Source organism: Arthrobacter halodurans, assembly GCF_041877255.1.
Lineage (GTDB): Bacteria > Actinomycetota > Actinomycetes > Actinomycetales > Micrococcaceae > Arthrobacter_N > Arthrobacter_N halodurans.
The window spans coordinates 80,133-106,281 of sequence record NZ_JBHDLJ010000008.1; the positions used below are offsets into that span (position 1 = coordinate 80,133).

Annotated in this window: 26 protein-coding genes; 3 read left to right on the forward strand and 23 right to left on the reverse strand. The window is 72.9% G+C overall.

What is annotated here, in order from left to right; translation table 11 throughout:
• Positions 1-15 precede the first annotated feature (15 nt).
• The 5 genes from rbfA to rimP form a co-directional block, all read right to left on the reverse strand.
• Positions 16-501 (reverse strand): 30S ribosome-binding factor RbfA, encoded by a 486-nt coding sequence (gene rbfA, locus ACETWP_RS11180; RefSeq protein ID WP_373972325.1) that lies wholly within the window; start codon positions 499-501, stop codon positions 16-18.
• Positions 502-602: 101 nt separating this feature from the next.
• Positions 603-3,476 (reverse strand): translation initiation factor IF-2, encoded by a 2,874-nt coding sequence (gene infB, locus ACETWP_RS11185; protein ID WP_373972326.1) that lies wholly within the window; start codon positions 3,474-3,476, stop codon positions 603-605.
• Between the two features lie 160 nt (positions 3,477-3,636).
• On the reverse strand, positions 3,637-3,978 hold the full coding sequence (locus ACETWP_RS11190; RefSeq protein WP_373972327.1) for a YlxR family protein: 342 nt from the start codon (positions 3,976-3,978) through the stop codon (positions 3,637-3,639).
• 136 nt (positions 3,979-4,114) lie between these two features.
• Complete coding sequence (gene nusA, locus ACETWP_RS11195) at positions 4,115-5,089, reverse strand: transcription termination factor NusA (protein WP_373972328.1); 975 nt, start codon at positions 5,087-5,089, stop codon at positions 4,115-4,117.
• Between the two features lies 1 nt (position 5,090).
• The gene (gene rimP / locus ACETWP_RS11200) at positions 5,091-5,660 is read right to left on the reverse strand and encodes a ribosome maturation factor RimP (RefSeq protein ID WP_373972329.1); all 570 of its coding nucleotides are present in this window, start codon (positions 5,658-5,660) and stop codon (positions 5,091-5,093) included.
• A 164-nt stretch (positions 5,661-5,824) separates the two neighbouring features.
• Between rimP and ACETWP_RS11205 the strand changes: the two genes are divergently transcribed.
• On the forward strand, positions 5,825-7,036 hold the full coding sequence (locus ACETWP_RS11205) for a hypothetical protein (RefSeq protein ID WP_373972330.1): 1,212 nt from the start codon (positions 5,825-5,827) through the stop codon (positions 7,034-7,036).
• A gap of 18 nt (positions 7,037-7,054) precedes the next feature.
• Here the strand turns inward: ACETWP_RS11205 and ACETWP_RS11210 are convergent, their stop codons facing one another.
• The 12 genes from ACETWP_RS11210 to ACETWP_RS11265 all read right to left on the reverse strand — a co-directional run bounded on the left by ACETWP_RS11210 (position 7,055) and on the right by ACETWP_RS11265 (position 19,520).
• Complete coding sequence (locus ACETWP_RS11210) at positions 7,055-7,882, reverse strand: sulfite exporter TauE/SafE family protein (protein WP_373972331.1); 828 nt, start codon at positions 7,880-7,882, stop codon at positions 7,055-7,057.
• A 10-nt stretch (positions 7,883-7,892) separates the two neighbouring features.
• Positions 7,893-9,692, reverse strand: a complete 1,800-nt coding sequence (locus ACETWP_RS11215) for a proline--tRNA ligase (protein ID WP_373972332.1) — start codon at positions 9,690-9,692, stop codon at positions 7,893-7,895.
• 128 nt (positions 9,693-9,820) lie between these two features.
• On the reverse strand, positions 9,821-10,621 hold the full coding sequence (locus ACETWP_RS11220) for a hypothetical protein (protein WP_373972333.1): 801 nt from the start codon (positions 10,619-10,621) through the stop codon (positions 9,821-9,823).
• Positions 10,622-10,732: 111 nt separating this feature from the next.
• Positions 10,733-11,641 (reverse strand): GNAT family N-acetyltransferase, encoded by a 909-nt coding sequence (locus ACETWP_RS11225; protein WP_373972334.1) that lies wholly within the window; start codon positions 11,639-11,641, stop codon positions 10,733-10,735.
• A gap of 122 nt (positions 11,642-11,763) precedes the next feature.
• Positions 11,764-12,924, reverse strand: a complete 1,161-nt coding sequence (ispG, locus tag ACETWP_RS11230; RefSeq protein ID WP_373972335.1) for a flavodoxin-dependent (E)-4-hydroxy-3-methylbut-2-enyl-diphosphate synthase — start codon at positions 12,922-12,924, stop codon at positions 11,764-11,766.
• Positions 12,925-13,047: 123 nt separating this feature from the next.
• Positions 13,048-13,347: a YciI family protein gene (locus tag ACETWP_RS11235; RefSeq protein WP_373972336.1), complete on the reverse strand. Its 300-nt coding sequence runs from the start codon at positions 13,345-13,347 to the stop codon at positions 13,048-13,050.
• A 56-nt stretch (positions 13,348-13,403) separates the two neighbouring features.
• Entirely contained in the window at positions 13,404-14,762 is a 1,359-nt protein-coding gene (locus ACETWP_RS11240; RefSeq protein ID WP_373972337.1) for a M50 family metallopeptidase, read from the reverse strand.
• Positions 14,759-15,985, reverse strand: a complete 1,227-nt coding sequence (gene dxr / locus ACETWP_RS11245; RefSeq protein ID WP_373972338.1) for a 1-deoxy-D-xylulose-5-phosphate reductoisomerase — start codon at positions 15,983-15,985, stop codon at positions 14,759-14,761. Before dxr ends, ACETWP_RS11240 begins: the two co-directional genes overlap by 4 nt.
• Positions 15,986-16,068: 83 nt before the next feature.
• Positions 16,069-16,473, reverse strand: a complete 405-nt coding sequence (locus ACETWP_RS11250; protein ID WP_373972339.1) for a universal stress protein — start codon at positions 16,471-16,473, stop codon at positions 16,069-16,071.
• Positions 16,470-17,999 (reverse strand): tripartite tricarboxylate transporter permease, encoded by a 1,530-nt coding sequence (locus ACETWP_RS11255; RefSeq protein ID WP_373972340.1) that lies wholly within the window; start codon positions 17,997-17,999, stop codon positions 16,470-16,472. Before ACETWP_RS11255 ends, ACETWP_RS11250 begins: the two co-directional genes overlap by 4 nt.
• The gene (locus tag ACETWP_RS11260; protein WP_373972341.1) at positions 17,992-18,498 is read right to left on the reverse strand and encodes a tripartite tricarboxylate transporter TctB family protein; all 507 of its coding nucleotides are present in this window, start codon (positions 18,496-18,498) and stop codon (positions 17,992-17,994) included. The genes ACETWP_RS11255 and ACETWP_RS11260 overlap by 8 nt, the downstream gene beginning before the upstream one ends.
• Before the next feature lie 2 nt (positions 18,499-18,500).
• On the reverse strand, positions 18,501-19,520 hold the full coding sequence (locus ACETWP_RS11265; RefSeq protein ID WP_373972342.1) for a Bug family tripartite tricarboxylate transporter substrate binding protein: 1,020 nt from the start codon (positions 19,518-19,520) through the stop codon (positions 18,501-18,503).
• A 188-nt stretch (positions 19,521-19,708) separates the two neighbouring features.
• On the opposite strand from ACETWP_RS11265, the gene ACETWP_RS11270 reads away from it, so the two are divergent.
• Together ACETWP_RS11270 and ACETWP_RS11275 are read left to right on the forward strand one after the other, a co-directional pair.
• Positions 19,709-21,334: an ATP-binding protein gene (locus tag ACETWP_RS11270; RefSeq protein ID WP_373972343.1), complete on the forward strand. Its 1,626-nt coding sequence runs from the start codon at positions 19,709-19,711 to the stop codon at positions 21,332-21,334.
• Positions 21,331-22,107, forward strand: a complete 777-nt coding sequence (locus tag ACETWP_RS11275) for a response regulator (protein ID WP_373972344.1) — start codon at positions 21,331-21,333, stop codon at positions 22,105-22,107. The genes ACETWP_RS11270 and ACETWP_RS11275 overlap by 4 nt, the downstream gene beginning before the upstream one ends.
• Here ACETWP_RS11275 and ACETWP_RS11280 read toward each other — a convergent pair.
• The 6 genes from ACETWP_RS11280 to ACETWP_RS11305 form a co-directional block, all read right to left on the reverse strand.
• Positions 22,104-22,448, reverse strand: a complete 345-nt coding sequence (locus tag ACETWP_RS11280; RefSeq protein WP_373972345.1) for a hypothetical protein — start codon at positions 22,446-22,448, stop codon at positions 22,104-22,106. The genes ACETWP_RS11275 and ACETWP_RS11280 overlap by 4 nt on opposite strands.
• A 154-nt stretch (positions 22,449-22,602) precedes the next feature.
• The gene (locus ACETWP_RS11285) at positions 22,603-23,025 is read right to left on the reverse strand and encodes an organic hydroperoxide resistance protein (protein WP_373972346.1); all 423 of its coding nucleotides are present in this window, start codon (positions 23,023-23,025) and stop codon (positions 22,603-22,605) included.
• Positions 23,022-23,492, reverse strand: a complete 471-nt coding sequence (locus ACETWP_RS11290; RefSeq protein WP_373972347.1) for a MarR family winged helix-turn-helix transcriptional regulator — start codon at positions 23,490-23,492, stop codon at positions 23,022-23,024. Before ACETWP_RS11290 ends, ACETWP_RS11285 begins: the two co-directional genes overlap by 4 nt.
• Positions 23,493-23,619: 127 nt before the next feature.
• Complete coding sequence (locus ACETWP_RS11295) at positions 23,620-24,465, reverse strand: HpcH/HpaI aldolase/citrate lyase family protein (protein WP_373972348.1); 846 nt, start codon at positions 24,463-24,465, stop codon at positions 23,620-23,622.
• A complete protein-coding gene (locus ACETWP_RS11300) occupies positions 24,462-24,974 on the reverse strand; it encodes a MaoC family dehydratase (RefSeq protein ID WP_373972349.1) in 513 nt (170 codons plus the stop codon). Before ACETWP_RS11300 ends, ACETWP_RS11295 begins: the two co-directional genes overlap by 4 nt.
• A gap of 10 nt (positions 24,975-24,984) precedes the next feature.
• Entirely contained in the window at positions 24,985-26,148 is a 1,164-nt protein-coding gene (locus ACETWP_RS11305) for an acyl-CoA dehydrogenase family protein (protein WP_373972350.1), read from the reverse strand.
• Position 26,149: the final 1 nt, after the last annotated feature.

Here is a 26,149-nt window from a genome sequence, read left to right on the forward strand (position 1 = left end):
CGTGGGGCGCGACGGCTAGGCGCGGGGCGCGCCGTCCCCGTCCACGGACGCGTCGTCGTCCGCCGCGTCCTCGTCCGGCTCGTCCTCGTCCCGCTTGTACGGGTCGGGCTCCCCGGCATGGACGGCACCCTGGGCGAGCGCCGCGACCTCGGCGTCGCGCGCCTTGGCCTCGCGGAGCAGCTCCTCGAGGTGGGACGCGTTGACCGGGATCTCGTCCGGGACGAACTCCAGGCTCGGGGTGAGCCGCACGGTGACGTTGCGCCCGACCTCCTTGCGCAGGACCCCCTTGGCCTTCTCCAGCGCCGCGCGGGCGCCCTCCTTGGCCTCCTCGTCGCCAAAGACGGTGTAGTAGATGGTGGCGTGCTGCAGGTCGTTCGTGACGCGGGCGTCCGTGACCGTCACGCCCTCGACGCGGGGGTCCTTCACGACCTTGCCGAGCGCCTGGGCGACGACCACCTTGATGCGTTGCGCGAGCCGTGCCGCGCGGGCCGGATCGGCCATGGTGCCTCCTTCGGAGTGCTGTGGGGGGAAATTGCGGGAGCGGACGACGACGGCGGACACCCGCCGTGGCGGGGCCCGCCGTCGTCGGCCGACCGGTCGTGTTAGTTGCGCGGCTTCTCGCGCATCTCGTACGTCTCGATGAAGTCGCCTTCCTTGACGTCGTTGAACGACCCCAGGCCGATACCGCACTCGAAGCCCTCGCGGACCTCGGTGGCGTCGTCCTTGAACCGCTTGAGCGAGTCCACGGAGAGGTTCTCGCCGATGACCTTGCCGTCGCGGCTGACCCGCGCCTTGGCGTTGCGCCGGATGGTGCCGGAGCGGACGATCGAGCCGGCGATGTTGCCGAACTTGGAGGAACGGAAGACCTCGCGGACCTCCGCCGACCCCAGCTGGACCTCTTCGTACTCCGGCTTCAGCATGCCCTTCAGCGCCAGCTCGATGTCGTCGATCGCCGCGTAGATGACCGAGTAGAAGCGCATGTCGACGCCCTCCTTGTCGGCCAGCTCGGCGACGCGCTCCGCCGGGCGGACGTTGAAGCCGATGATGATGGCGCTGTCCACGGTGGCGAGGTTGACGTCGTTCTGGGTGATGGCGCCGACGCCGCGGTGGATGACCCGCAGCTGGACGCCCTCGCCCACGTCGATCTTGAGCAGGGAGTCCTCCAGGGCCTCCACGGCACCGGAGACGTCGCCCTTGAGGATGAGGTTGAGGGTGTCGATCTTGCCCTCCGCCACGGCCTGGTCGAAGTCCTCCAGGGTGATGCGCTTGCGGCGCTTGGCCAGGGCCGCGTTGCGGTCCGCCGCCTCGCGCTTCTCGGCGATCTGGCGTGCCGTGCGCTCGTCGTGGGTCACCAGGAACGTGTCTCCGGCGCGGGGCACCGTGGACAGCCCGAGGACCTGGACGGGGCGCGACGGCCCGGCGAACTCGAGGTTCTCGCCCTTCTCGTTGAACATGGCGCGGACGCGTCCGTGCGCCTGCCCGGCGACGATGGTGTCGCCGACGTGCAGGGTTCCGGACTGGACCAGCACGGTCGCGACAGCGCCGCGGCCCTTGTCCAGGTTCGCCTCGATCGCGATGCCGCGGGCGTCCTTGTTCGGGTTCGCCCGCATGTCCAGCGCCGCGTCGGCGGTGAGCAGGACGGCGTCGAGCAGCTCGTCGATGCCCTCGATCTTCAGCGCGGAGACGTGGACGAACATGGTGTCGCCGCCATACTCCTCGGGAACCAGGCCGTACTCGGTGAGCTGGCCCTTGACCTTGTCCGGCTTCGCGCCCTCCTTGTCGGTCTTGTTCACCGCGACGACGATCGGCACGCCGGCCGCCTGGGCGTGGTTGAGCGCCTCGACGGTCTGCGGCATGACGCCGTCGTCCGCCGCGACGACCAGCACCGCGATGTCCGTGACCTTCGCGCCACGGGCACGCATGGCGGTGAACGCCTCGTGGCCCGGGGTGTCGATGAAGGTGATGGCGCGGTCGGTGCCCTCGTGCTCGTGCTGGACCTGGTAGGCGCCGATGTGCTGGGTGATGCCGCCGGCCTCGCCCTCGATCACGTTCGTCTTGCGGATCGCGTCGAGCAGACGGGTCTTGCCGTGGTCGACGTGGCCCATCACGGTCACGACCGGCGGACGGGACATGAGGTCCTCGTCGCCCTCGTCCTCGAGCTCCTGGTCCAGGTCGATGTCGAAGGACTCGAGCAGCTCGCGCTCCTCGTCCTCCGGCGACACGACCTGCACCTTGTAGCCGAGCTCGGCGCCGAGCACGTCGAACGTGGCCTCGTCCAGGGACTGCGTGGCCGTGGCCATCTCGCCCAGGTGGAACAGGACGGTCACGAGCGCCGCCGGGTTCGCCTCGATCTTGTCGGCGAAGTCGGTGATCGACGCGCCGCGCCGCAGCCGGACGATGGTCTCGCCGTTGCCGCGGGGCACGCTCACGCCGCCCAGCGACGGGGCGCTCATCTGCTCGAGCTCCTGGCGCTTCGCCCGCTTGGACTTGCGCTGCTTGCCGCGGCCGGCGCCTCCCTTGCCGAAGGCGCCCTGCGTGCCGCCGCGTCCGCGGCCGGCGCCGCCCTTGAAGCCGCCGCCTGCCGGGGCGCCGCCCGGGGCGCCGCCCGGACGTGCCGGGCCTCCGCGTCCCGGCGCGCCGGGACGGCCGCCCGCGGGCGCCGCGGGGCGCTCGGTGCGGTTGGGCATCATGCCCGGGGTGGGACGCGGGCCGCCCGGACGGGGGCCTCCCGCTCCGGCGCCGGCCGGACGGGGACCGCCCGGACGCGCGGCACCGGCCGGACGGGGACCGCCCTGGCCCGCGGGGGGACGCGGTCCCGCGGCGCCGGCGCCGCCGGGACGCGGCGCGCCGGAGCGCATGCCCTGCTGCGGGGCGAACGGGTTGTTGCCCGGACGCGGCGCGCCCGGCTTGGCGCCCGGACGCGCTGCGCCGGGGCGCGGACCACCCGGACGCTCGGAGTCTCCGGCCCCGCGCATGCCCTGCTGCGTGGAGAACGGGTTGTTGCCCGGACGCGGCGCGCCGGGCTTGGCGCCCGGTGCCGGGCGGGTGCCCGGACGCGGAGCCTGGGACCGCGGCTCGGCCGGGGCCTCGGGCTGCGCCGCGGCGGTCTCCGGGGCGGCGGGCGCCTCGGCGGTCGGCTGCTCGGGCGCCTGGGCGGCGACCGGGGCCTCCGGCTGGGCCGCCGGCTTCGGGCCCGGCTTGAAACCGGACGGGGCCGCTGCGGCCTTCGGCGCGGTGTCCTGCGCCGACGGCGCGGCCGGGGCGGCGGGCTGCGCCGGGGCGGGAGCCTTGGTCGCCGGCTTCGCGGCCGGCTTCTGGCCTCCCGGGAAGGCGTCGCGGAGTTTCCTCACGACGGGCGCCTCAATGGTCGAGGATGCGGAACGGACGAATTCGCCCAGCTCCTGCAGTTTGGCGACTGCATCCTTCGAAGTGATGCCGAGCTCTTTGGCGAGCTCGTGTACGCGGACCTTAGCCACATTTCTCCTGTCTCGGTCCGCCCCCGCACTCACTTCTGCCAGGTACGAACCGTCTTTGGTTTGCTTGCGCGGCCGCCGTCGGAGGACGGCGTGCCGATTGCTGCGCTTAACTGCCGTGTCATAGCTAGGCGCTCATCGCTTGACACTCATCGGGTTTCCATCAGTTTTCTGACCCGCTTTCAGGTTGGACGGTTGTTTCGGCGCGACTCCCACGGGGGAACGCGCCCAGCGCTGCCAGCACCGCTTCCAGCGTGACGGCGTCTGCGGGGGCCCGGAAGGCCCGCGCGAACGCCCGCCGCTTCACGGCGAGGGCTGCGCATTCCGGAGAGGGGTGCAACCAGGCACCCCGACCGGAACGGCGGCGGGAAGGATCGGCGACGATGGCGTTCCCGCCCTCGCCCGCCTCCACGACCCACCGCGTCAGCTGGTCCTGTTCGCCGGTGGTCCGACAGCCGATGCACGTGCGCCGCGGCTTGTGCTGCGCACTCACGTTCGGAAACACTCCTGCTTCGGGCTGTCGGCCCGGACCCGGACCATTGACCAGTCTACCGCGTTTCGCGTTCGGCGGCGCGCAGGCCGCTACGCGGGAGGGCGGCGTCCCGTCGGGGACGCCGCCCTCCGGCGCGGGGCACGGCGCGCTACTCCGGCTTCGGCGCGTCCGAGACGATGTCGATGCGCCAGCCGGTCAGCTTGGCGGCGAGGCGGGCGTTCTGGCCCTCCTTGCCGATGGCCAGCGACAGCTGGTAGTCGGGCACCACGACGCGCGCCTGCCGGGTGGCGGGGTCCGTGATGGTCACCGAGTTCACCCGCGAGGGCGACAGCGCGCTCGCGATGAACTTCGCCGGGTCCTCGTTGTAGTCGACGATGTCGATCTTCTCGTCGTTGAGCTCGTTCATGACCGCGCGGACGCGCGATCCCATCTCGCCGATGCAGGCGCCCTTGGCGTTCACGCCGGCGACGCGGCCGCGGACCGCCATCTTCGTGCGGTGCCCGGCCTCGCGGGCGAGGGCCACGATCTCCACGGACCGGTCGGCGATCTCGGGGACCTCCAGCTCGAACAGCTTCCGCACGAGGTTCGGATGCGACCGCGAGAGCGTGATCGACGGGCCCTTGGTGCCCTTGTGCACGTCGGTGACGTAGGCGCGGATCCGGGAGCCGTGCGTGTACTTCTCCCCCGGGACCTGCTCCGGCGGCGGCAGCACGGCCTCGACGGTGCCCAGGTTCACCTGGATCATGTGCGGGTTGGAGCCCTGCTGGATCTGGCCGGAGACCAGTTCGCCCTCCTTGCCGCGGAACTGCCCCAGGATGTTGTCGTCCTCGGCGTCGCGCAGCCGCTGCAGGATGATCTGCCGGGCCGTGCTTGCGGCGATGCGGCCGAATCCCGACGGCGTGTCGTCGAACTCGGCGAGCTCGTTGCCGTCCTCGTCCGTGTCGGTCGCCCAGATGGTCACGTGGCCCGTCTTGCGGTCCAGCTCGGCGCGGGCCTTCTCGATGGCGCCCGGCGACTTGTGGTAGGCCATCAACAGCGCCTGCTCGATGGTCGGGATGAGCAGCTCCAGCGGGATTTCGCGTTCGCGCTCCAACAGGCGCAGCGCACTCATGTCGATATCCATGTCAGGCCTCCTCTTCCTCGTGGTCGATCTGCGGCGTGTGGGCATCCGGCTCTTCCGGACGGGTGAAATCGACATCGACCGTGCCGCGGCGGACGCGGTCGAACCCGAGGGCGAGCGGGGCGCCCTGCTTGGGCTTCATGCCCTTCTTGACGGGCAGGTCCGGGACGACGACGATGCCGTCCTCCGTGGCCTCGACCAGCCGGCCGGCGATGTTCTCCTCGCCGATGAGGTTGACCTTGACGAGGCGGCCGACGTTGCGGCGCCAGTGCCGCGGCTCGGTCAGCGGCCGGCCGACGCCGAAGGAGGAGACCTCCAGGTCGTAGGCCGCGCCACGGTCTCCCGGATCGGCGTCCATGGCCTCCGACAGCGAGCGCGAGACCTCGGCCAGCGAGTCGAGGTCCACGCCCTCGGTGCCCTCGCGGCGGTCCACGACCACGTGCACGGTCCGCTGGTCCGCCGTGGCGCGCACCTCGACCTCCTCCAGATGGAGGTCGTGGGAGGCGACGGTGGGCTCCAGGTAGTTCCTGAGGCGCTCGGCCTCCTGCTGGGTGTCTGCCGACTGGCCGGACATTCTTTCCTCCCACGTGATGATGTTGTGCCTAACAGAGTATCGACTTTCCGGGGCGAATGGTTCCGCCCGGTGGCCCGGGGCGCCCGCCGGACGCCGTCCCGGGCGCGGCCCGCAGCCGGAACGGGACACGACGGCGCCACGCGCTCCGTGGGATGATCGAACCGATGTCTTTCCTTCCCCACGCCTCCGCCGCGCGCCGCGGCGCCGGCGACCGCCCGCTGCGCCGCGCCCTGCGCCGGTGCCGCCGGGCCGCGGGACTGGGGATCGTCGTGGCCGTCGTCGCCGGCCTGTGCACCGCCGCGGGGCCGCAGAACGGCGCCGCCCCGGGGCCGCCGGGCGAGGTCGCGAACCCGCCGTCGCGGACGGCCGAGGAGCTGCTCCCCGGCCTGCTGGCGGCCGCGGAGCGGATGGCCGCCCGTCCGGACCCCGGGACGGAGTCGGAGCCCGTCGGCGGCGTGGCCCCGGTCGGGAACGCCGGCCGCGGGAGGCCGTGGCCTGCCCCCGAACTGTCCGCCGTGCACAGCGTCGTGGGACGCCATGTCGATTTGCTCACACCGGGCGGCCGCGCCGCGGCGGCCCTGGCCCTTCCGGCCGTTCCCGACCCGGCGGCCGCCGGTCCGCTGGGACTCGCGGCGCGCGTCGCGGAGTCGGGCAACGCGCTGGTGTCGGCCTCCTTGGCGACCGAGGGGACGCGGTCCCGGGCCCTGCTCGGCGCGGGGCTCGAGGAGGCGCTCGCGGCCCGGCGCCTGGCCGCGGCCGTCGGCGGACCCCGGGCCGCCGACGCCCTGCCCTCCCCGGTCTTCGCCGCCCCCGGCGCGGCGGACCCCGCGGACCCCGACGCCGTGTGGGACGCGGCCCAGGCGGCGGCGGCCGTGGACGGCGCCTGCCCGGACGCGCCGGACAAGCCCGGCTCGGCTCCCGTGGGCCCTCCCCCGGGCGTGGCCCCGGACCCGGTCCCGGACGTCGGCGCCTCCGATCCGCGCGCCGCGGTGCCCGACCTCGCCGCCGCCGCCGACGCGGCCTACCGGCTGGCCTACGCCTACCAGGTCGCCGGCGCCCGGCTCGGGGCCGTCCGGCCGGACGAGGCGGACCTCGCGTGGGCCTCCGCCCGGTCGCGCGAGGTCCTGGCCCATCGCCTCGAGCGCCTGGTTCCCGCCGCATGCGGGCCGCGTCGCCTGGCGGCCTATTCCCTGCCGCCGGACTTCGGCGTGGCGCCGGTGGCCCGCGCCGCCGCCGGCGAGGAGCAGCTCGCCGCGGCCCTGCGCGACGCCGCCGCGACGGCGCCGGACGCCCTGCGCCCCGTGCTCGCGGCCGAGGCCTGGCGGGCCGCGCTCGGCGCCGTGCACCGCGGCGACCGGTTCCCGCGCCTGGGCTGACCCCGACGCCGCCCGCGGTCAGGCATTGTGGAGGATGTTCTCCCGCACGACGTCGTAGCCCAGCCGCAGGATGAGCGCGCCGACCACCACCAGGAACACCACGCGGATGAAGCGGCTGCCCCGGCTCACCGCCATGCGCGCGCCGAGGTACCCGCCGACCATGTTGGCCACGCCGAGGACGAGGCCCAGCCCCCACAGCAGGTGGCCCGAGGGCAGGAAGAACGCCAGCGCGCCCAGGTTCGTGGCCAGGTTGACGATCTTGGCCTTGGCGCTCGCGGCGAGGAAGTTGTAGCCGAGGAACACGACCATCGCGATGATCAGGAACGAACCCGTGCCGGGGCCGATCAGCCCGTCGTAGAAGCCGATGACCAGCCCGATCAGCGCGGCCACGGCGTGGTGCGTCCGCCCGTGGTGGCGCAGCGCGGTGAGCTCCCCCACGGTGGGCCGGAAGGCCGTGAACAGCGCGACCGCGACCAGCGCCGCCACGATGATGGGCTTGAAGACGCTGGGGGGCAACACCGTGGCCACCATGGCGCCGCCGAAGCTGCCGGCCAGGGCGACGGCGGCCATGGGCAGCGCCGTCCTCAGGTCCGGATGGGCCCGCCGGTAGTACGTGACGGCGCTGGTGGCCGTCCCGAAGACGGACCCCAGCTTGTTGGTGGCCAGCGCCTGCACGGGGGTGATGCCGGGGACCAGCAGCAGGACGGGCAGCTGCAGCAGGCCGCCGCCCCCGACGACCGCGTCGATCCATCCCGCGGCGAGCCCGGCCGCGACGAGCAGCAGGAGGGTGCCGGCCTGGATGTCCTGGAGTCCGGACCCCTCGAGCGAACCGAGCCAGTCGAGCACGCGGAGCCCGCTAGCCGCGGACGGCCGACACGAGGTACTCCACGACGTCCGCGACGGGCACGTTCTCGGCGGTGCCCGACGCGCGGTCCTTGACCTCGACGACCCCGTCGGCCAGGCCGCGCCCGACGACGGCGATCGTCGGCACGCCGATAAGCTCGGCGTCGCCGAACTTCACGCCGGCCGACACCTTCGGGCGGTCGTCGAAGATGACCTCCACGCCGCGGGCCTCGAGCTCGGCGGCGATGCGCTCGGCCTCCGCGAAGAGCTCGGCCTGCTTGCCGGTCACCATCAGGTGCACGTCGGCCGGGGCGACGTTGCGCGGCCACACGAGTCCGCGGTCGTCGTGGTTGGACTCGGCCAGCGCCGCGACCGCCCGGGTCACGCCGATGCCGTACGAGCCCATGGTGACCGTGACGAGCTTGCCGTTCTGGTCCAGGACCTTGAGGTCCAGCGCCGCGGCGTACTTCCGGCCGAGCTGGAAGATGTGGCCCATCTCGATGCCGCGCGCCGTCTCCAGCGGGCCGGACCCGTCCGGCGCGGGATCGCCCTCGCGGACCTCCACGCACTCGATCGTGCCGTCCCAGCCGAAGTCGCGGCCGGCCACGAGCCCGAACACGTGCTTGCCGTGCTCGTTGGCGCCGGTGATCCAGCTGGTCCCGGACACGACCCGCGGGTCGACCAGGTAGGTGATGCCGGTGGAGCCCTCCGCGCCGAGCACGGCCCGCTCGGTCCCGAGCGCCGGGCCGATGTAGCCCTTGACGAGTCCCGGATGCCTGCGCAGGTCCTCCTCGGACGCGGCCTCGATGCCGATTTCCCCGCCGACCGGCAGGTGGGCCCCGATGTTCGCCTCGACGCGCTTCAGGTCCACGGCCCGGTCCCCCGGGAGGCCGATGACCACGAGGTGGCGCTCACCGGTGGGCAGGAGTGCCGCGAGCACGACGTTCTTCAGGGTGTCCGCCGCGGTCCACGCGCCGGACGCGCGGGGGGCGAGGCGGTTCGCGGCCTCGACGAGCGTGTCGATGGTCGGGGTGTCCGGGGTGTCGCGCACCTCGAACGGCGGCAGGCCCGCCGGGTCGATGTCCTCGGGCACCACGGTCGTGACGGCCTCGACGTTGGCGACGTAGCCGCCGGCGGAGCGGACGAACGTGTCCTCGCCGATGTCGGTCGGGTGCAGGAACTCCTCGCTCCGCGAGCCGCCCATGGCCCCGGCCGTGGCCAGCACGGGCAGGACCTCGAGGCCCAGCCGCGCGAAGATCCTCAGGTAGGCCTCGCGGTGCTTGGCGTACGCCGTGTCGAGACCGGCGTCGTCGACGTCGAAGGAGTAGGAGTCCTTCATGATGAACTCGCGCCCGCGCAGCAGGCCGGCGCGCGGACGGGCCTCGTCGCGGTACTTGTTCTGGATCTGGTAGAGGTAGGCCGGGAGGTCCTTGTACGAGTTGTAGAGGTCCTTGACGAGCAGCGTGAACATCTCCTCGTGGGTCGGCGCCAGCAGGTAGTCCGCGCCCTTGCGGTCCTTGAGCCGGAAGATGCCCTCACCGTACTCGGTCCAGCGATTGGTGGCCTCGTAGGGCTCCTTCGGCAGCAGCGCCGGGAAGTGGACCTCCTGGCCGCCGATGGCGTTCATCTCCTCGCGGACGATGGCCTCCACCTTGTTCAGCACGCGCAGGCCCAGCGGCAGCCAGGTGTAGATGCCGGGGGCGGCGCGGCGGATGTAGCCGGCCCGCACCAGCAGCTTGTGGCTGGCGACCTCGGCGTCGACGGGGTCTTCGCGCAGCGTGCGCAGGAACAGGGTGGAAAGTCGAAGGACCACGCGTGATGTCCGTTTCCGCGGCCGCGGGCCGCAATCGGTGGGATGGCTCCCGGAGGGAACCCTGTCTAATTTACCCGCCCGGCGGGCCGCGGCCGAACGGCGGCACGGCGCCGCACGGGCCGGGCGGCTCAGCGCGAGCGCAGCGCCTCGAGCCCGCGCTCTGCCGCCTCGGCGGCGAGCCCGAGCGCCTCGGCCTGGTCGGCGAGTCCGGTCACCGACCCCGACACGACGACGTGACCGTCGCGTGCCGCGACGGTCACGGTGGACAGCTCCCGGTCGGCGGCCAGCACGGTCGTCGCGTTAGCCGTCGTGGACTCCGCGGAGGTCTCCGCCTCCAGGGCGGACACGGTCGTGGTCACGGTCTGCCCGCCGAGGTTCATGGTGAACTCGCCGCAGTCCTCGACCATCCCGGCGCCCTTGCCCTGGTCCTCCTGGAGCTCGGCCCGGTCCTCGTAGGAGGAGAAGTTGACGGTGGTCTCCTGCGTCTCGGACGTCCCGGGCAGGCTCACCCCGGCGACCTCGGCGCGTTCGAGCTGGTCCGCGACCGACACGTTCATGAAGACCGCGCAGGCGGCGGGCGAGACCTCCATGCGCTGGAGCAGGGCCTCGCCCGCCGGGGCCAGCTCGGCGATCTGGGCCTCGTTGGTGACGCGGGCGCCGGCCTCGCCGTCGGCGAGGTCGCGGGCCACCGCCTCCAGCTCGTCCGCCGTGAAGTGGCGCAGCCGGCCCGCCGCGTCCGGCGCGCCGGACGACGGCGCCGACGAGGTGGGCGACGATGCCGACGGGGCGGGGGCCGACGCGGAAGCCGAGGCGCCGGGGCCGGTGGCCGGCGCGCCGGTTCCGGACGGGGCGTCCCCGCCCGGGTCCGGGGCCGAGCAGCCCGCCAGCAGCAGCGCCGCGGCCAGCGGCAGCGCGAGTGTTTTCCTCATGGGTCCCCCCGGGGTTCGGGTCCGGCGTCCGGCCGGATGGCGGCGTCGTCCCCAGATTACCCGGCGGCAGGCGCCGGCCGCGCCGCCATGGTCGCGGACGTCCGCGGACCCTCAGAAGAGGACGGTCGCGAACTCGCCCGCCTGCCGGAAGCCGACGCGGCGGTACGTGGCCAGGGCCGCCGCGTTGTAGTCGTTGACGTAGAGGCTCGTGACCGGCGCCAGCGAGAGCGCGTAGCCGGCCACAGCCGCCATGTAGGGGGCAGCCAGGCCGCGGCCCCGGTGCCGCGGGTCCATCCACACGCCCTGGATCTGCGTGGCCCGCGGGGACACGGTGCCCAGTTCGGCCTTGAAGCGGACCGCGCCCGACGCGTCGAAGTCGACCAGCGAGTGCCCCTGGCGGATGAGGGAGCGGACGCGCGACCGGTAGTACGAGCCCCCGCCGGTCAGCGGCGAGTAGCCCAGCTCCTCCTCGAACATGCGGGCGCAGGCCGGGAGGACCGCGTCGTAGTCGGATTCGAGCGTGGGGCGCAACCCGGTCGCCGGGCCCGCCGGCGGGGCGTGGTCCAGGATCATCAGAGGCTGGCGGGCACGGATGTCGAACGCGCGCTGCGGGCCGTCCTGCAGCCGTGACCAGATCGACAGGACGGCCTCGGAGAGCCCGAAGACCGAGGAGAAGCGCCGCCCCAGCGGGAGGATGGCGTCCGCGAACTCGACCGCGGCCTCGGCGGACGCCTCGATGGGCACGACGTTCGCCCCGACCCAGCAGGCGGAGTCCAGCATCCCGCCGTCGAACCTCCCCAGCACCATGCCGCCGCTGGATGTCGGCGCGGCCGATCCCGAGGCGGCGAGCTGAGCGTCGATGAAGACATTCGCGACCGGATCGCGCGCCACGAGCTCCCCGAGGAGTCCGGTGTCGGAGGCGCCGAGGACGCGGACGGTGCCGGTGAGGCACTCCCCCTCGAGCCGGCGGCTCGGGGCGGAGGGCAGCCACGGGGCGACCCTCGAGAGAATCCTGGCCACCGCTGCCACCCCGTTCCCGCCGCGTCGGTCGCGGCCTGCGCACCAGTGTCTCAAAAACCGCCCCGATCGGAACAGCCCCGCGCCGCAGATGACCTCCGCGCCGCGCGGGACGCCCGCAAGGGTCAGGAAACGCTGACCGTCGGCTTGGCGGCCGAGCCGTCCTCCGGGGCCTCCATGCTCTCGGCGATGCGCATGGCCTCCTCGATGAGCGTCTCGACGATCTGGTCCTCGGGAACCGTCTTGATGACCTCGCCCCGGACGAAGATCTGGCCCTTGCCGTTGCCCGAGGCGACGCCGAGGTCCGCCTCGCGGGCCTCGCCCGGCCCGTTGACGACGCAGCCCATGACCGCGACGCGCAGCGGGACCTCGAGCCCCTCGAGCCCGGCGGTGACCTGGTCCGCCAGCGTGTAGACGTCCACCTGCGCGCGCCCGCAGGAGGGGCAGGACACGATCTCGAGCTTGCGCGGGCGCAGGTTCAGCGACTGCAGGATCTGGTTGCCGACCTTGATCTCCTCCACCGGCGGCGCGGAGAGGGAGACCCGGATGGTGTCGCCGATGCCCTTGGCCAGCAGGGCGCCGAAGGCCGTGGCGGACTTGATGGTGCCCTGGAACGCCGGTCCGGCCTCGGTCACGCCCAGGTGCAGCGGCCAGTCGCCGCGTTCGGCCAGCAGCTCGTAGGCGCGCACCATGACGACGGGGTCGTTGTGCTTCACGGAGATCTTAAAGTCGTGGAAGTCGTGCTCCTCGAAGAGCGACGCCTCCCAGACGGCCGACTCGACGAGGGCCTCCGGGGTGGCCTTGCCGTATTTCGCCATGAGCCGCGGATCCAGCGAACCCGCATTGACGCCGATCCGGATGGACGTGCCCGCGGCCTTGGCCGCCGCGGCGATCTGCTTGACCTGGTCGTCGAACTTCCGGATGTTGCCGGGATTGACGCGGACGGCGGCGCAGCCGGCGTCGATGGCCGCGAAGACGTACTTCGGCTGGAAGTGGATGTCGGCGATCACGGGGATCTGCGACTTCTTCGCGATGATCGGCAGCGCCTCGGCGTCGTCCGCCGAGGGGCAGGCCACGCGGACGATGTCGCAGCCCGAGGCCGTGAGCTCGGCGATCTGCTGCAGGGTGGCGTTGATGTCCGTGGTCGGCGTCGTGGTCATCGACTGCACGCTGATCGGGGAGTCCGAGCCGACGCCGACGGACCCCACCTTGATCTGGCGGGTCTTGCGCCGGGGCGCGATCACTGGCGGCGGTGCGGACGGCATTCCGAGGCTGACCGGGGTCAAGGCTTCCTCCGTGGGTTGCGGTGCTGGTTCGGTCCCCATTATCCCCCGGGCGGGGGCGGCGGGAACCGGCCGGGCCGGGCGGCCCGGTCTGCGCTGACCGGCCCGCGGGGCCGGTCGCCGCGGTCAGGCGTGGTGGGCGAGTTCGCCGGTGACGGGAGACCAGGCCGTGATGCGCAGACCCGCGACCAGGTGCTGGGCGTTGAACGGGTCCCGGGTCAGCGTGGCCGCGAGCTCCTGCTCGGAGCCGGCCTTGAGGATCAGGAGCGCGCCGCTGCCGTCCCCGTAGGGCCCCGAGGCGACCAGCGACACGCCGCCGGCCTCCTGGGTCAGGGAGGACAGGAAGGAGCGGTGGCCGGGCCGGTGCCCGTCACGGGCGGCCTCCGTCCCGGCGGCGTACACGTACTCGACTGCGAAAATCGTCATGCACGCCAGTCTACGGGGCGCCGGGAGGCCCGGGGTCTCCCGGCGCGGCCGCTCGCCTACCCGAAGAGGTTGACGGGCTTGACGATGTCGGCGTAGATCAGCAGGAGGCCCATGCCCAGCATCAGCGCGGCGACGACGTAGGTCAGCGGCAGCAGCTTGGCGATGTCCACCGGGCCCGGGTCGCGGCGGCGGAACACCTTGGCGACGCCCCGCCGGAGGGCCTCCCAGAGGGCGCCGGCGATGTGTCCCCCGTCGAGCGGCAGCAACGGCACCAGGTTGAAGACGAACAGCGCGATGTTCAGGCTCGCGACGAGGCCGATCAGCGTCGAGACGCGGCTCTGCAGCGGGATCTCCTCCATGGCGCTCACCTCCCCGGCGATGCGGCCCACGCCGACGACGGAGATCGGGCCGTTCGGGTCGCGCGGCTCGTCGGAGAACGCGGCGCGGGCGACGGCGGCCAGGCGTGCCGGGAGGTCCAGGACCACGCCGGCCACGGCGCGGACGTTCTCCCCGACGAGTCCCGGCACCTCGGCCGGCGGCAGCGTCATGAGGCGCTGCTCGGATCCCATGCCGACGAACCCGACCTGGACGGTCCGCGTGCTGCCGTCCGGGTTGGCGATGCGCTGGCCGTTGATGTCCACGGCCGGGCGCTCGGTGAGGAGGGGCGTGAGGGTGGTCGCGCGCTCCTCGCCGTCGCGAAGGTAGCCGATCGTCACCTCGCGCCCGGCGGCCGCGCGGATCAGCTCGGTGAGCTCCATCCAGCCACGCTCCTCCACGGCCTCGCCGTCGAAGGACGTGATGGTGTCGCCGGGCCGCAGGCCCGCGGCGTACGCGGGCGCCTCGGGGTCCCCGGGCTGGCACGCCTCGGTTCCTGCGGCGGCGCGGCTGGCCTGCTCGTCGTCGGCGACCACGCACTGGTAGACCTCGGAGACCGTGGAGGTCAGCTGGACCGTCCCGAATCCGGTGACGACGACCCCGATGAGGAGCGTGCCGATCAGCAGGTTCATCAACGGCCCGCCGAGCATGATGGTGATGCGCTTCCACACGGGAAGCCGGTAGAAGAGCCGGTTCTCGTCCCCCGGCCGGAGCTGCTCCGCGGCGGCTTTCCGCGCGTCGGCGGCGAGCTGCTGGAACATCCCGGTGCTGGACTGCCGCACGGCCCCGTCGTGGTCCTGTGCCGGGGGGTACATGCCGATCATGGACACGTAGCCTCCCAGCGGGAGGGCCTTGAACCCGTACTCGGTTTCGCCGCGCCGGAACGACCAGACCGTCTTGCCGAAGCCGACCATGTACTGGGGCACGCGGACGCCGAACAGCTTGGCCGGGACCAGGTGCCCGACCTCGTGCAGGGCGATGGACAGGGCGATGCCCACGGCGACGAGGGCGACGCCCAGGATGAAGAGCAAGACGGTCACAGTTGTCCCCAACGTCGGTGGGCGCGGTTTCGTGCCCAGTCCTCGGCGTGCAGCACGGCGTCCAGCGTGAGTTCGGCGTCCGGGGGGGCCTCCGCGCCGTACTCCTCGACGACGGCGGCGACGCCGTCCACGATGTCCAGGAAGCCGATCCGGCCGGCGTGGAAGGCCTCGACGGCCTCCTCGTTCGCGGCGTTGTAGACCGCCATGTGGGTGGGCGAGGCGGCGGACGCGGCCTTGGCGAGGCGGATCGCGGGGAACGCGTCCTCGTCCAGCGGTTCGAACGTCCACGAGGCCGCGGAACCCCAGTCGCACGCGGCGGCGGCCCCGGGGACGCGGGCGGGCCAGCCCATGCCCAGGGCGATCGGCAGGCGCATGTCCGGCGGGGAGGCCTGGGCGATCGTGGAGCCGTCGACGAACTCGACCATGGAGTGCACCACGGACTGCGGGTGGACGACGGCCTCGATCCGCTCCAGCGGCACGTCGAAGAGCAGGTGGGCCTCGATCACCTCGAGCGCCTTGTTCACCATGGTGGCGGAGTTGGTGGTGATGACCCGGCCCATGTCCCAGGTGGGGTGCGCGAGCGCCTCGGCCGGCGTCACGTCGCGCAGCCGGTCCCGCGTACGGCCCCGGAACGGTCCGCCGGACGCGGTGACGACCAGGCGCGCGACCTCCTCGGGGGTCCCGGCGCGCAGGGCCTGGGCGAGCGCCGAATGCTCGGAGTCCACGGGGACGAGCTGGCCCGGGGCCGCGGCGGCCTTCACCAGCGGTCCGCCGACGATGAGCGACTCCTTGTTGGCCAGCGCGAGCAGGTGCCCCGCGCCCAGCGCCGCGAGCGTCGGCGCCAGCCCGATGGAGCCGGTGATGCCGTTGAGCACGACGTCGGCGTCGGGCCACGCGGCGACGGCGGAGGCCGCGCCGGGCCCGGCGAAGAGTTCCGGCCGGTAGTCCCGCACACCGGCCGCGGCGGCCCGCTCGGCGATCGCCGCGGCCAGCGCGTCGATCGTTCCGGACGCGATCCCGACGGCCGACGCGCGGGTGTGCACGGCCTGCTCGGCCAGCAGGGCCGTGTTGGATCCGCCGGCGAGCGCGACGACGCGGAAGCGCCCGGGCGCAAGGTCCGCCACGGAAATGGCCTGCGTTCCGATGGAACCGGTGGAGCCGAGCAGCACCACGCGGCGCGGGGCGTCCGCGGGCGGAGGGGTAAACGGATGGGCGGAAGTCACCCGTCGATTATCCCCCACGCGGCGGCGGGCGGGGCCGGCGCCGCGCTCGCGCGCCGCACCGGTCCCACCCGCGGTTTCGAACCTCAGGCCTTGACGGCCAGCACGGAGCACTCCGCGTCGAGGATGATGCGCTGCGCGTCCGAGCCGAGGATGAGCTTGCCCACCGGGGTCCGCCGGCGGACCCCGACCACGATGAGCTCGGCGCCGGTCTCCTCGGCGGCCTCGAGGACGTCCTCCGAGGCCAGCTGCTTCGAGGTGAAGTGCCGCACCTCGAAGTCAACGCCGCTCCCCCGCAGCGTGGCGTCCAGCTCCTCCATGGCCGGGGCGTGCGCGTAGTTGGGGTCCACGAGCCGGTCGGCCCGCGTGGTGTTGAGCACGAGCAGCCGCGCGCCGCGGCGCCCGCACTCCTCGATGGCCGCCGCGAGCGCGGCCCGCCCGATCTCCGTGGGCACGAAACCGAGCACCACCGTCTTGTCCGTTGCGGTCACGCCGCCACCTCCAGGGGTTCCTCTTCCATGGCCTTCTGCCTCTTCTTGATCCAGAACGACGCCGCGAACAGCAGCACCAGGGCCGAGTAGACGAACCACGTGAACGGCGTGGAGACCAGCGCTCCCAGGTCGTTCTGCGAGATCTGCAGCGACCGGCGGAGCTGGACCTCGAACATCGGGCCCAGGATCATGGCCACCACCATGGGCGCCACCGGATAGCCGTACTGCCGCATGAAGAAGCCCAGGATGCCGACCACCAGCAGGATCACGAGGTCCATGGTGGCGAAGTTCACGGAGTAGGCCCCCAGGCCGGCGAAGACCAGGATGCCCGAGTACAGGTACGGGCGCGGGATCTGCAGGATCTTCACCCACAGGCCCACCAGCGGCAGGTTGAGCACCAGGAGCATCACGTTGCCGATGTACAGGCTGGCGATCAGCGCCCAGACGAGCGCCGCGTTGGTTTCCATCAGGAGCGGGCCGGGCTGGATCTGGTAGCGCTGGAAGGCGGTGAGCATCATCGCGGCGGTCGCCGTCGTCGGGATGCCCAGCGTCAGCAGCGGCACCAGGACGCCGGCGGCGGCCGCGTTGTTGGCGGCCTCCGGGCCGGCGACGCCCTCGATGGCTCCGCGCCCGAACTCCTTGCGGTTCTTGCCCTTGGCCAGCTTGCGCTCCGCGGCGTAGGACAGGAACGTGGACACGTCCGCCCCGCCGGCCGGGACGGTGCCGATCGGGAAGCCGATGAACGTGCCGCGCAGCCAGGGCTTCCAGGAGCGGCCCCAGTCGTCGCGGGTCATCCAGCCGGTGCCCTTGCCCTTGCCCACGGACATGACCTCGACCGGTCCCCGGCGCAGGCGGCCGGCGACGTAGAGGGCCTCGCCGAGGGCGAACAGCCCGACGGCGACCAGCACGACGTCGACGCCGTCGGCCAATCCCGGGACGCCCATCGTGTAGCGCTGCTGGGCGGTGGTGTCGTCCACACCCACGAGCCCGATGAACAGGCCGAGGGTCAGCGACGCCATGCCGCGCAGGACCGAGGAGCCGAGCAGCGCGCCGATGGTCAGGAACGCGACGACCATCAGGGCCACGAAGTCGACAGGTCCCAGGTTGATCGCGTATTCCACGATGACCGGCGCCAGGAACGTCAGCAGGACGGTGGCGATGGTGCCGGCGACGAAGGAGCCGATCGCGGCGGTCGCGAGGGCTGCCGCCCCCCGGCCGACCTTGGCCATCTTGTTGCCCTCGAGGGCGGTGACGATGGACGCCGACTCCCCCGGGGTGTTCAGCAGGATGGATGTCGTGGAGCCGCCGTACATGCCGCCGTAGTAGATGCCGGCGAAGACGATCAGCGCGGCCGTCGGCTCCAGCGAATAGGTGATCGGCATGAGCAGCGCCACGGTCATGGCGGGGCCGATGCCGGGCAGCACGCCGACGGCGGTGCCGACGAACACGCCGAACAGCGCGTAGAGGAGGTAGATGGGCTGCGCCGCGGTGGCGAAGCCCTCCATGAGCAGGTTCAGGTTATCCATGGAGGATGTCGATTCCTTCCAGCAGCGGGCCCGGGGGCAGCGAGACGCCCAGGAGGCCGCCGAAGAGGTACTGCAGGAGCAGGGACAGGCCGGCGGCGATGAGCACCGAGCGCCAGAACGGCTTCGCGCCCAGCGTCCAGGCGGCGCCGGCGAACAGGACGGTGGCCGCGACGGGCCATCCGGCCGGTTCGATGAGCAGGATGTGCAGGATCACGAAGCCCACGAGCTTGCCGATCGTCAGCCAGTCGATCGACGCGTCGGCGTCGACGTCCTCGCCTTCCTCGGCGGCGCCGTGGCGGCCGCGGAGCGCCTGGAGAACCAGGCCCACCCCGACGGCCGCCAGCAGGCCGCTCACGATGTACGGGAAGGCCCGCGGGCCCATGCCGGTCTCCAGCTCCGGGACCTCGATGGATCCGGCGAGCACGATCCCGGCGATGCCGAGGACGACGAAGACCAGCGCGAAGAGCACCTCACCGGGATTCCTCTGCGTGGTCTCCATGGCTACTTGACCAGGCCGATGTCGGCGAGCGTGGTCTTGACCTTGGCGATGTCCTCTTCGAGGAACTCGTCGAACTCGTCGCCGGCGAGGAACGCGTCGTCCCAGTTGTTGGTCTCGAGGGTGTTCTTCCAGTCCTCGGTCCCGTGCAGCGCGGTGACCATCTCGGTGAGCTTCTCCTCCTGGGCCTCGTCGATGGTGCCGGAGGCCACGACCCCGCGCCAGTTGGTGAGCACGACGTCGATCCCCTGCTCGGTCAGCGGGGCCACCCCCGGAAGCGCCGGGGCCTCGGCCTCGCCGGAGACGGCGAGCGCGCGGACCTTGCCGGCCTTGACCTGCTCGGCGTATTCCCCGACGCCGGAGATGCCGGCCTGGACCTTGTTGCCGAGCAGGGCCGCGAGGGACTCGCCGCCGCCCGAGTAGCCGATGTAGTTGAGCTGGTCCGGGGAGATGCCCTGCTCCTGGAGGATCTGCCCGATGAGGATGTGGTCCGCGCCGCCGGCGGAGCCGCCGGTGACGGCGACGCCCTTGCCCTTGGCCTTGATGTCCGCGACGAGGTCGGCGGTGGTCTGGTACGGGCTGTCGGCCGGGACGACGAGCACCAGCGGCTCCTCGGTCAGGCGGGCGATCGGGGTGGTGTCCTCGATGCGGCTCTCGGACTTGTTGGTCTCCACCGAGCCGACGAGCACGTAGCCCATCACCATGAGCGTGTTGGGGTCCTTCTCGGTCGCCAGCTTCGCGAGGCCGTTGGTGCCGCCGGCGCCGCCGATGTTCTGCACCTGCGCCGATCCGACGAGGTCGTTCTCCTGCAGGTCCTTCTGCATGGAGCGGCCGGTCTGGTCCCAGCCGCCGCCCGGGTTGGCGGGGACGATGATGTTCAGCTTCTCGATCTGCCCGTCCGCGGATTCCGCCCCCTCGCCGGAGCCGCCGCAGGCGGAGAGCGCTAAGACGGCGGCCGCGGCGGTGACGGCGAGGGCGGTGCGGCGGGCGGCGCGGCGGACGGCGGGGGTGCTGGGGTTGCTCATGGATCTTCCTCGATCTGTGGGTGCGGTCACACCGGAGTGACGGTCGTCACTCTGGACTGCGTCTCACCGTAGGCGGGTCCGCAAGGGCGGGGAAGCATGTGGTGATACTGGTGGTATTGGTCATATTGGTCGCGCCCCGAACCCGGTGCCGGCGGCTTGTGAAGTCCGTCACGTGGGAGAATCTCAGGGTGTTCCGAACCGTCAGCCTCCGCAGCCAGCTCCTGCTCCTGCAGGTGGTCATCATGCTGCTTGTCATCGGCGTCGTCGGCGTCGTCGCGGCGAGCCTGCAGGCCGCCAGCATCCGCGAGGCCCACCAGCAGCGGATGGTCGGCGTCGCCGGGTCCGTCGCGCGCCTCCCCTCCGTCGTCGAGGCGTACGACGACGCCGACCCGGCACAGGCGATCCAGCCGATCGCCGAGCTGATCCGCCAGGCCACGAACGTCACCTACGTGGTGGTGACGGACACGGAGGGGCTGCGCTACTCCCACCCCGTCCCCGAACGCATCGGCGAGCGCGTCTCCACCGACCCCTCGGTGCCGCTGTCCGGCGAGACCTTCGTGGGGACGGAGACCGGGACGCTGGGGTCCTCGTGGCGGGTCAAGGTCCCGGTGCGCGGGGCGGGGGACGAGATCATCGGCAGCGTCTCGGTGGGGATCCTGGAAAGCGAGATCACCGACGACCTGATGGAGAGCCTGCCGGCGCTCGCCGCGTGGCTGGCCGTGGCCGCGGTGGTCGGCGGGGCCGGCGCCTTCTACGTGTCCCGCCTGGTGTGGCAGCGGATCCACCGCCAGGAACCGGAGCAGATCGCCGAACTCCTCACCGCCCGGGACGCCATGCTGCACAGCATCGGCGAGGGCGTGGTCGCCACGGATTCCGAGGGTCGCGTGACGCTGGTCAACGACGAGGCGTCCAGGCTGCTGGATCTGGGCCAGGACGCCGTGGGGCGCCCGGCCGGCGAGGTCATGGACGCGTCGGTGGCCCGCGTCCTGGAGGGCACCCACGGCACGGCCGAACTCGTGCTCTCCGGCGAGCGCGTGCTGGTCGCCAAGGCCACGGCCGGCGTCGTCGGCGGTCGGACGGTGGGCGGCATGCTGATCGTCCGGGACCACACGGAGCTGCACCGGATCCTCGGGGACCTGACCGGCGAGCGCGACGTCACGCAGGCCCTCCGCGCCCAGGCGCACGAGTACGCGAACCGCATGCACGTGATCTCCGGACTGCTCGAGACCGGGCAGGCCGGGCGCGCCGTGGACTTCATCGGGCGGATGGACGCCGGGGGCGCGCTGTGGGGCAACAGCGCGCTCGCCGGGATCACCGACCCGGAGGTCACGGCCCTGCTGCTGGCCAAGACCGTGATCGGCCGCGAGAAGGACATCGAGGTGTCGGTGGACCCGGAGTCCGCCTACGCGCCCGGCGACGCCCGCATGAGCTCGGACCTGGTGACGATCCTGGGGAACCTGGTGGACAACGCGCTGGAGGCCGTCGGCCACGACGGACGCATCGAGGTGCTCGTCGCGGCGGAGGAGGACGGCTCGGTGGTCGTCGAGGTGCACGACGACGGGCCCGGGATCCCGGCGGGGCGCTCCGCGGCCGTGTGGGACCTCGGCGTGAGCGGCAAGCCGGACCGCCCCGGGGCCTCCGGCGGGCGCGGCATCGGGCTGGCGCTGGTCCGGCGCGTCGTGGACCGCCGGCGCGGCACGGCCGTCGCGACCCGGTCCGACCTCGGCGGCGCCTGCTTCACGCTGCACCTGCCCGCGGGCGCCCGCTCGGTCTCCCCGGCGTACGCCGCCACGGACGGAGGGGATCGCGCGTGATCCGCACCCTGATCATCGACGACGACCCGGCGGTCGCCGGGCTCCACGAGGGCTTCCTCATGGCGCACGGGGGGTTCGAGGTCGTCGGGACGGCCCACACCGGCGAGGACGGGCTCCGCCTGTTGCGCGGGCTCACGCCGGACCTGGTCCTGCTGGACATCCACCTTCCCGGCATCAGCGGGCTCGAGGTCCTGCGTCGCCTCCGGGGCGACGACGTCCCCGCGATCGACGTCTTCGCGATCACCGCGTCGCGCGAGCTGGAGACCGTGCGGGCCGCGCTCGCCGGGGGCGTCGTCCAGTATCTGGTCAAGCCCTTCTCGGCGCGCGAGTTCCGCGAGCGGCTGGACGAGTACGCGGCGCACCGCGGCGAGCTCGCCACGCACCTGGAGACACCGGGGAACCTGGACCAGGCGGCGATCGACCGGCTCCGCTCGCGGCGCCGCGGCGCCGTTGCCCCCCGGACCCCGGGGTCCGGGGTCGGCGCCGACCGGCACGGTCCGGCCCGAGGTCCCGCATCGGACGCCCCGCCGGCGCCCGCGCCGCCGCTTCCGAAGGGGTTGTCCCCGGCGACGCTGCAGGCGGTCGTCGCCGAGCTCAGCACGCTCGGCGCGGACACCTCGGCCGCGGAGCTGGCCTCGCGCCTCGGCATGGCGCGCGTCAGCGCGCGCCGCTACCTGGAGCATCTGGTGTCCACGGGCAACGCGCGGCTGACGCCGCGGTACGGTTCCGCGGGCAGGCCGGAGAACCGCTACGTCTGGACGGGCGGAGGCTAGTCCGCGTCCTCGCCGGGCATCCCGAACGGGTGCAGCACCATCCGGCGGACGCGCTCGGCGGCCGCCGCGTTCCGTGCCGGGACGTCCGCGTGGAACACCCACGGATCGGCGAGCGACCAGCGGAGCCGGCCGTCGGCGCCGCCCCACAGGTCCCCGGCGTCGACCGGGCACCCGAACTCCACGGCGAGCCCGCGGCCCAGGTGCTCGGCCAGCAGGATGGCCAGCAGGGCCCCCTCGGCGACGTGGCGCTGCACCACGGGTTCCGCCGGGCGGCCGTCGTGCCACGCCGCGCGGTGGGCGGACTCCCAGGCGCGCAGGCGCCCCTCCAGGTCCTCCGGCAACGCCAGATCCCCGTAGCCGACGGGCTCTCACGCCCACACGGGGCTCTCGCCACCGTCGGCCGCCAGCCGCACCAGCGGCACGCCCTCGAGCGTCGTGGACGCCGGGTCCTCCCAGTCGTCCTCCACGGGGCCGTCCTCCCTCATCCCCGGCCGCTCAGTCGTCGCCGACCTGGATTTCGACGCGGATGTTGCCGCGCGTGGCGTTGGAGTAGGGGCAGACCTCGTGCGCGCGGTCGGCGAGCTCCCGGGCCACGTCCTCCCCCACATCGGGCAGGTTGACCTCGAGCGTCACGGCGAGGCCGAAGGCGCCGCCGTCGGCGCTGCCCAAGTGGACCTGCGCGCCGACGCTGGATCCCTCGATCGAGACCTTGCGTTCGCGGGCGGCGAGCTGCAGGGCGCTGTGGAAACACGCGGCGTACCCGGCCGCGAAGAGCTGTTCGGGGTTGGCCCCGTTGCCGGAGCCTCCCATCGCGCGGGGGACGGCGAGGTCCAGGTCGACGAGCCGGTCGGTGGTGGCGACGTGTCCGTTGCGGCCGCCTCCGGTCGCGAGCGCCTCGGCGGTGTAGAGCGTGTTCATGGTGCGTCCTTTCCTCGGGGGGCCTGGGCCGCTGCGGCCCGGCCGGTGGAACAGATCTTGCCCAGCAGGCGCCCCAGCTCGGCGGCCTCCGCGGGGTCCAGGCCCATCCGGGCGAACAGTTCGCCCGGGACGGGCAGCGCGTCGCGCCGCAGGGCCGCCCCGGCCGCCGTCAGGCGCGCCCGCACCACGCGTTCGTCGGCGGCGTCGCGGTCCCGCCGCAGGTGTCCGGCGGATTCGAGCCGCTTGAGCAGGGGCGACAGCGTTCCGCTGTCCAAACCGAGCCGGCGACCGAGGCCGGAGACGGGCTGGCCGTCCTCCTCCCAGAGGGCCAGCATCACCAGATACTGCGGATAGGTGAGACCCAGCGGCCCCAGCAGTTCGCGGTAGGCGGCGGAGACGGCCTTCTCCCCCGAGTAGAGGGCGAAGCACAGCTGGCGGTCGAGGGCCAGCGGGTTGTCGGTGGGCATGGGATAAACATAGTGCACAATTCAATTGTGCACAATTGATAAAGGCGGACGGCACCCGTCCCGCAGCCCCAGCCCCAGCCCCAGCGCGACGCCGCACCGGGCGCGGGCGCGGGCGCCGGAGGTCCTCTCAGCCCCCGGCGCGCGCCACCAGCCGGCGCGCGTGGCGCAGCAGGGGTTCGTCGATCATCCGGCCCCCGAACGCGAATACCCCGTGCCGGCCCGCGGCCGCGGCCAGGATCTCCCGGGCCTCGGCGACCCGTCCCGGATCCGGCGCGTAGGCCGCCCGGATGACGGGCATCTGCGCCGGATGGATGGAGGCCTTCGCGGCGAACCCGGAGGCCGCGGCGTCGCGGGACTCCGCGGCCAGGCCCTCGTGGTCGCGGATGTCGATGTAGACCGAATCGATCGCCGCCTTGCCGAACGCACCCGCGGCCAGCAGGACGGCGGAGCGGGCGTGCAGCGCCACGTCGCGGTAGCCGGCGCCGTCGTGGCGGCTCGACGTCCCGCCGAGGGAGGCCACGAGGTCCTCGGCGCCCCACATGAGTCCGACGACATTCGGCTCCGCGGCGATCCCGGCCGCGTTGAGCACCCCGGCCGCCGTCTCGCACAGCGCGAGGACCCGGCGCCCCGGCAGCGCCCTGGTGTCGCGGGCGGACTCCGTCTTCGCGAGCATCACCGTCGTGTAGGCGGTCTCCGCCAGCGCCGCCAGGTCCTCGGCGAAGTCGGCAGTCCCGGCCGGGTTCACCCGGACGATGGTGCGGCGGGGATCCAGCGGGTTCCCCACCAGCGCGCGCCGGGCCGCGGGCTTGTCCGCCGCCGCAACGGCGTCCTCCAGGTCGATGATCACCGCGTCGGCGCGCTCGGCGGCCTTGCCGTAGCGCTCGGGACGGTCCGCCGGGCAGAACAGGATCGCCGGGCCCAGATCGAACGCGGCGTCCGCGGCGTCCACGGCCTCTCCCGCCGCCGCGCTCACGCCCGGTCCCCGTGACCGGCCGCGGCGGCGGCCGCGTGGCCGTCGGCGGTCCACATGAGGCAGGTGCGGGTGGCCTCGGCGACCACGGTGCCGTCCTGGTTGCGGCCCGTGTGGCGCATCGTGGCGATGCCCTGCCCGGGGCGCGACGCCGAGCGCCGGACGTCGGTGACCTCGGTCTCGGTGTACAGCGTGTCCCCGTGGAAGAGCGGGTGCGGGAACCGCACGTCGGTCAGCCCGAGCTGCCCCACGATGGTCCCCTGCGTGAGCTGTCCGACGGACTGCCCGACCACGGTGGCGAGCGTGAACATGGAGTTCACGAGCCGCTGGCCGAACGGCTGGGTGGCGCTCCATGCCGCGTCCAGGTGCAGGGCCTGGGTGTTCATGGTCATCGTCGTGAACAGGACGTTGTCCGTCTCGGTGACCGTGCGGCCCGGCCCGTGCGCGTACACCGCCCCGACCTCCAGCTCGTCGAGGTAGAGGCCGCGCTGCTCGATGCGCTTCGCGCCCACGCCGCCGCCCCTAGAGCCCGAGCTCGCGGGCGATGAGCATCAGCTGCACCTCGGTGGTGCCCTCGCCGACCTCGAGGATCTTCGAGTCGCGGTAGTGGCGCGAGACGCGGAACTCGTTCATGAACCCGTAGCCGCCGAAGACCTGGGTCGCGTCGCGGGCGTTGTCCATGGCGGCCTCGCCGGCGACCATCTTGGCGATCGCGGCCTCGGTCTTGAAGGGCTTCCCGGCGAGCATCTTGGACGCGGCCCCGTAGTAGGCCAGACGCGCGGTGTGCGCGCGGGCCTGCATGCGGGCGATCTTGAACGCGATGGCCTGGTAGGAGCCGATGTTCCGCCCGAACGCGCTGCGCTCCTTGGCGTAGCGCACGGACTCGTCCACGCAGCCCTGCGCCGCGCCGGTGGCGAGCGCGGCGATCGCGATGCGCCCCTCGTCCAGGATGGACAGGAAGTTCGCGTAGCCGCGGCCCTCCTCCCCGAGCAGGTTCCCCTCCGGGACGCGGACGTCCTTCAGGGTCAGCGGATGCGTGTCCGACGCGTTCCAGCCGACCTTGTTGTAGGCCTTTTCCGCCGTGAAGCCCGGGGTGCCCGCCGGAACGAGGATCGTGGAGATCTCCTTCCTCACCGATCCGTCCCCTCGCGTGGACGTGCCCGTGACGGCCGTGACGGTCACGAGCCGCGTGATGTCGGTGCCGGAGTTCGTGATGAACTCCTTGTTGCCGTTGACCACCCACTCGCCGTCCTCGCGCCGCGCGGTCGTCTTCGTGCCCCCGGCGTCGGAACCGGCCTCGGGTTCGGTCAGGCCGAAGCCGGCGAGCGCCTGGCCGGAGGCGAGCATCGGGAGCCACTGTTCCTTCTGCGCCTCGGTGCCGAAGCGGTAGACCGGCATCGCGCCGAGGGAGACCCCGGCTTCGAGCGTGATGGCGACCGACTGGTCGACGCGGCCGAGCTGCTCCAGCGCCAGCGCCAGGGCGAAGTAGTCGCCGTCCATGCCGCCATACTGCTCGGGGAACGGCAGGCCGAACAGGCCCATCTCGCCCATCTGGGCGACGACCTCGTACGGGAAGCTGTGCTCCTCGTCGTGCTTGGCCGAGACCGGGGCGACCACCTCGTCGGCGAATTCGCGGACGGTGTCGACGAGGTCCTGGTACTCCTCTTCGAGCTCAAAGTTCGGCATG

Excerpts from the sequence above, each read along its gene's own strand:
- rbfA (WP_373972325.1), bottom strand. The coding sequence starts at position 501 with ATGGCCGATCCGGCCCGCGCGGCACGGCTCGCGCAACGCATCAAGGTG.
- nusA (WP_373972328.1), bottom strand. The coding sequence starts at position 5,089 with ATGGATATCGACATGAGTGCGCTGCGCCTGTTGGAGCGCGAACGCGAA.
- rimP (WP_373972329.1), bottom strand. The coding sequence starts at position 5,660 with ATGTCCGGCCAGTCGGCAGACACCCAGCAGGAGGCCGAGCGCCTCAGG.
- ACETWP_RS11205 (WP_373972330.1), top strand. The coding sequence starts at position 5,825 with ATGTCTTTCCTTCCCCACGCCTCCGCCGCGCGCCGCGGCGCCGGCGAC.
- ACETWP_RS11220 (WP_373972333.1), bottom strand. The coding sequence starts at position 10,621 with ATGAGGAAAACACTCGCGCTGCCGCTGGCCGCGGCGCTGCTGCTGGCG.
- ACETWP_RS11235 (WP_373972336.1), bottom strand. The coding sequence starts at position 13,347 with ATGACGATTTTCGCAGTCGAGTACGTGTACGCCGCCGGGACGGAGGCC.
- ACETWP_RS11255 (WP_373972340.1), bottom strand. The coding sequence starts at position 17,999 with ATGGATAACCTGAACCTGCTCATGGAGGGCTTCGCCACCGCGGCGCAG.
- ACETWP_RS11260 (WP_373972341.1), bottom strand. The coding sequence starts at position 18,498 with ATGGAGACCACGCAGAGGAATCCCGGTGAGGTGCTCTTCGCGCTGGTC.
- ACETWP_RS11265 (WP_373972342.1), bottom strand. The coding sequence starts at position 19,520 with ATGAGCAACCCCAGCACCCCCGCCGTCCGCCGCGCCGCCCGCCGCACC.
- ACETWP_RS11285 (WP_373972346.1), bottom strand. The coding sequence starts at position 23,025 with ATGAACACGCTCTACACCGCCGAGGCGCTCGCGACCGGAGGCGGCCGC.
- ACETWP_RS11290 (WP_373972347.1), bottom strand. The coding sequence starts at position 23,492 with ATGCCCACCGACAACCCGCTGGCCCTCGACCGCCAGCTGTGCTTCGCC.
- ACETWP_RS11305 (WP_373972350.1), bottom strand. The coding sequence starts at position 26,148 with ATGCCGAACTTTGAGCTCGAAGAGGAGTACCAGGACCTCGTCGACACC.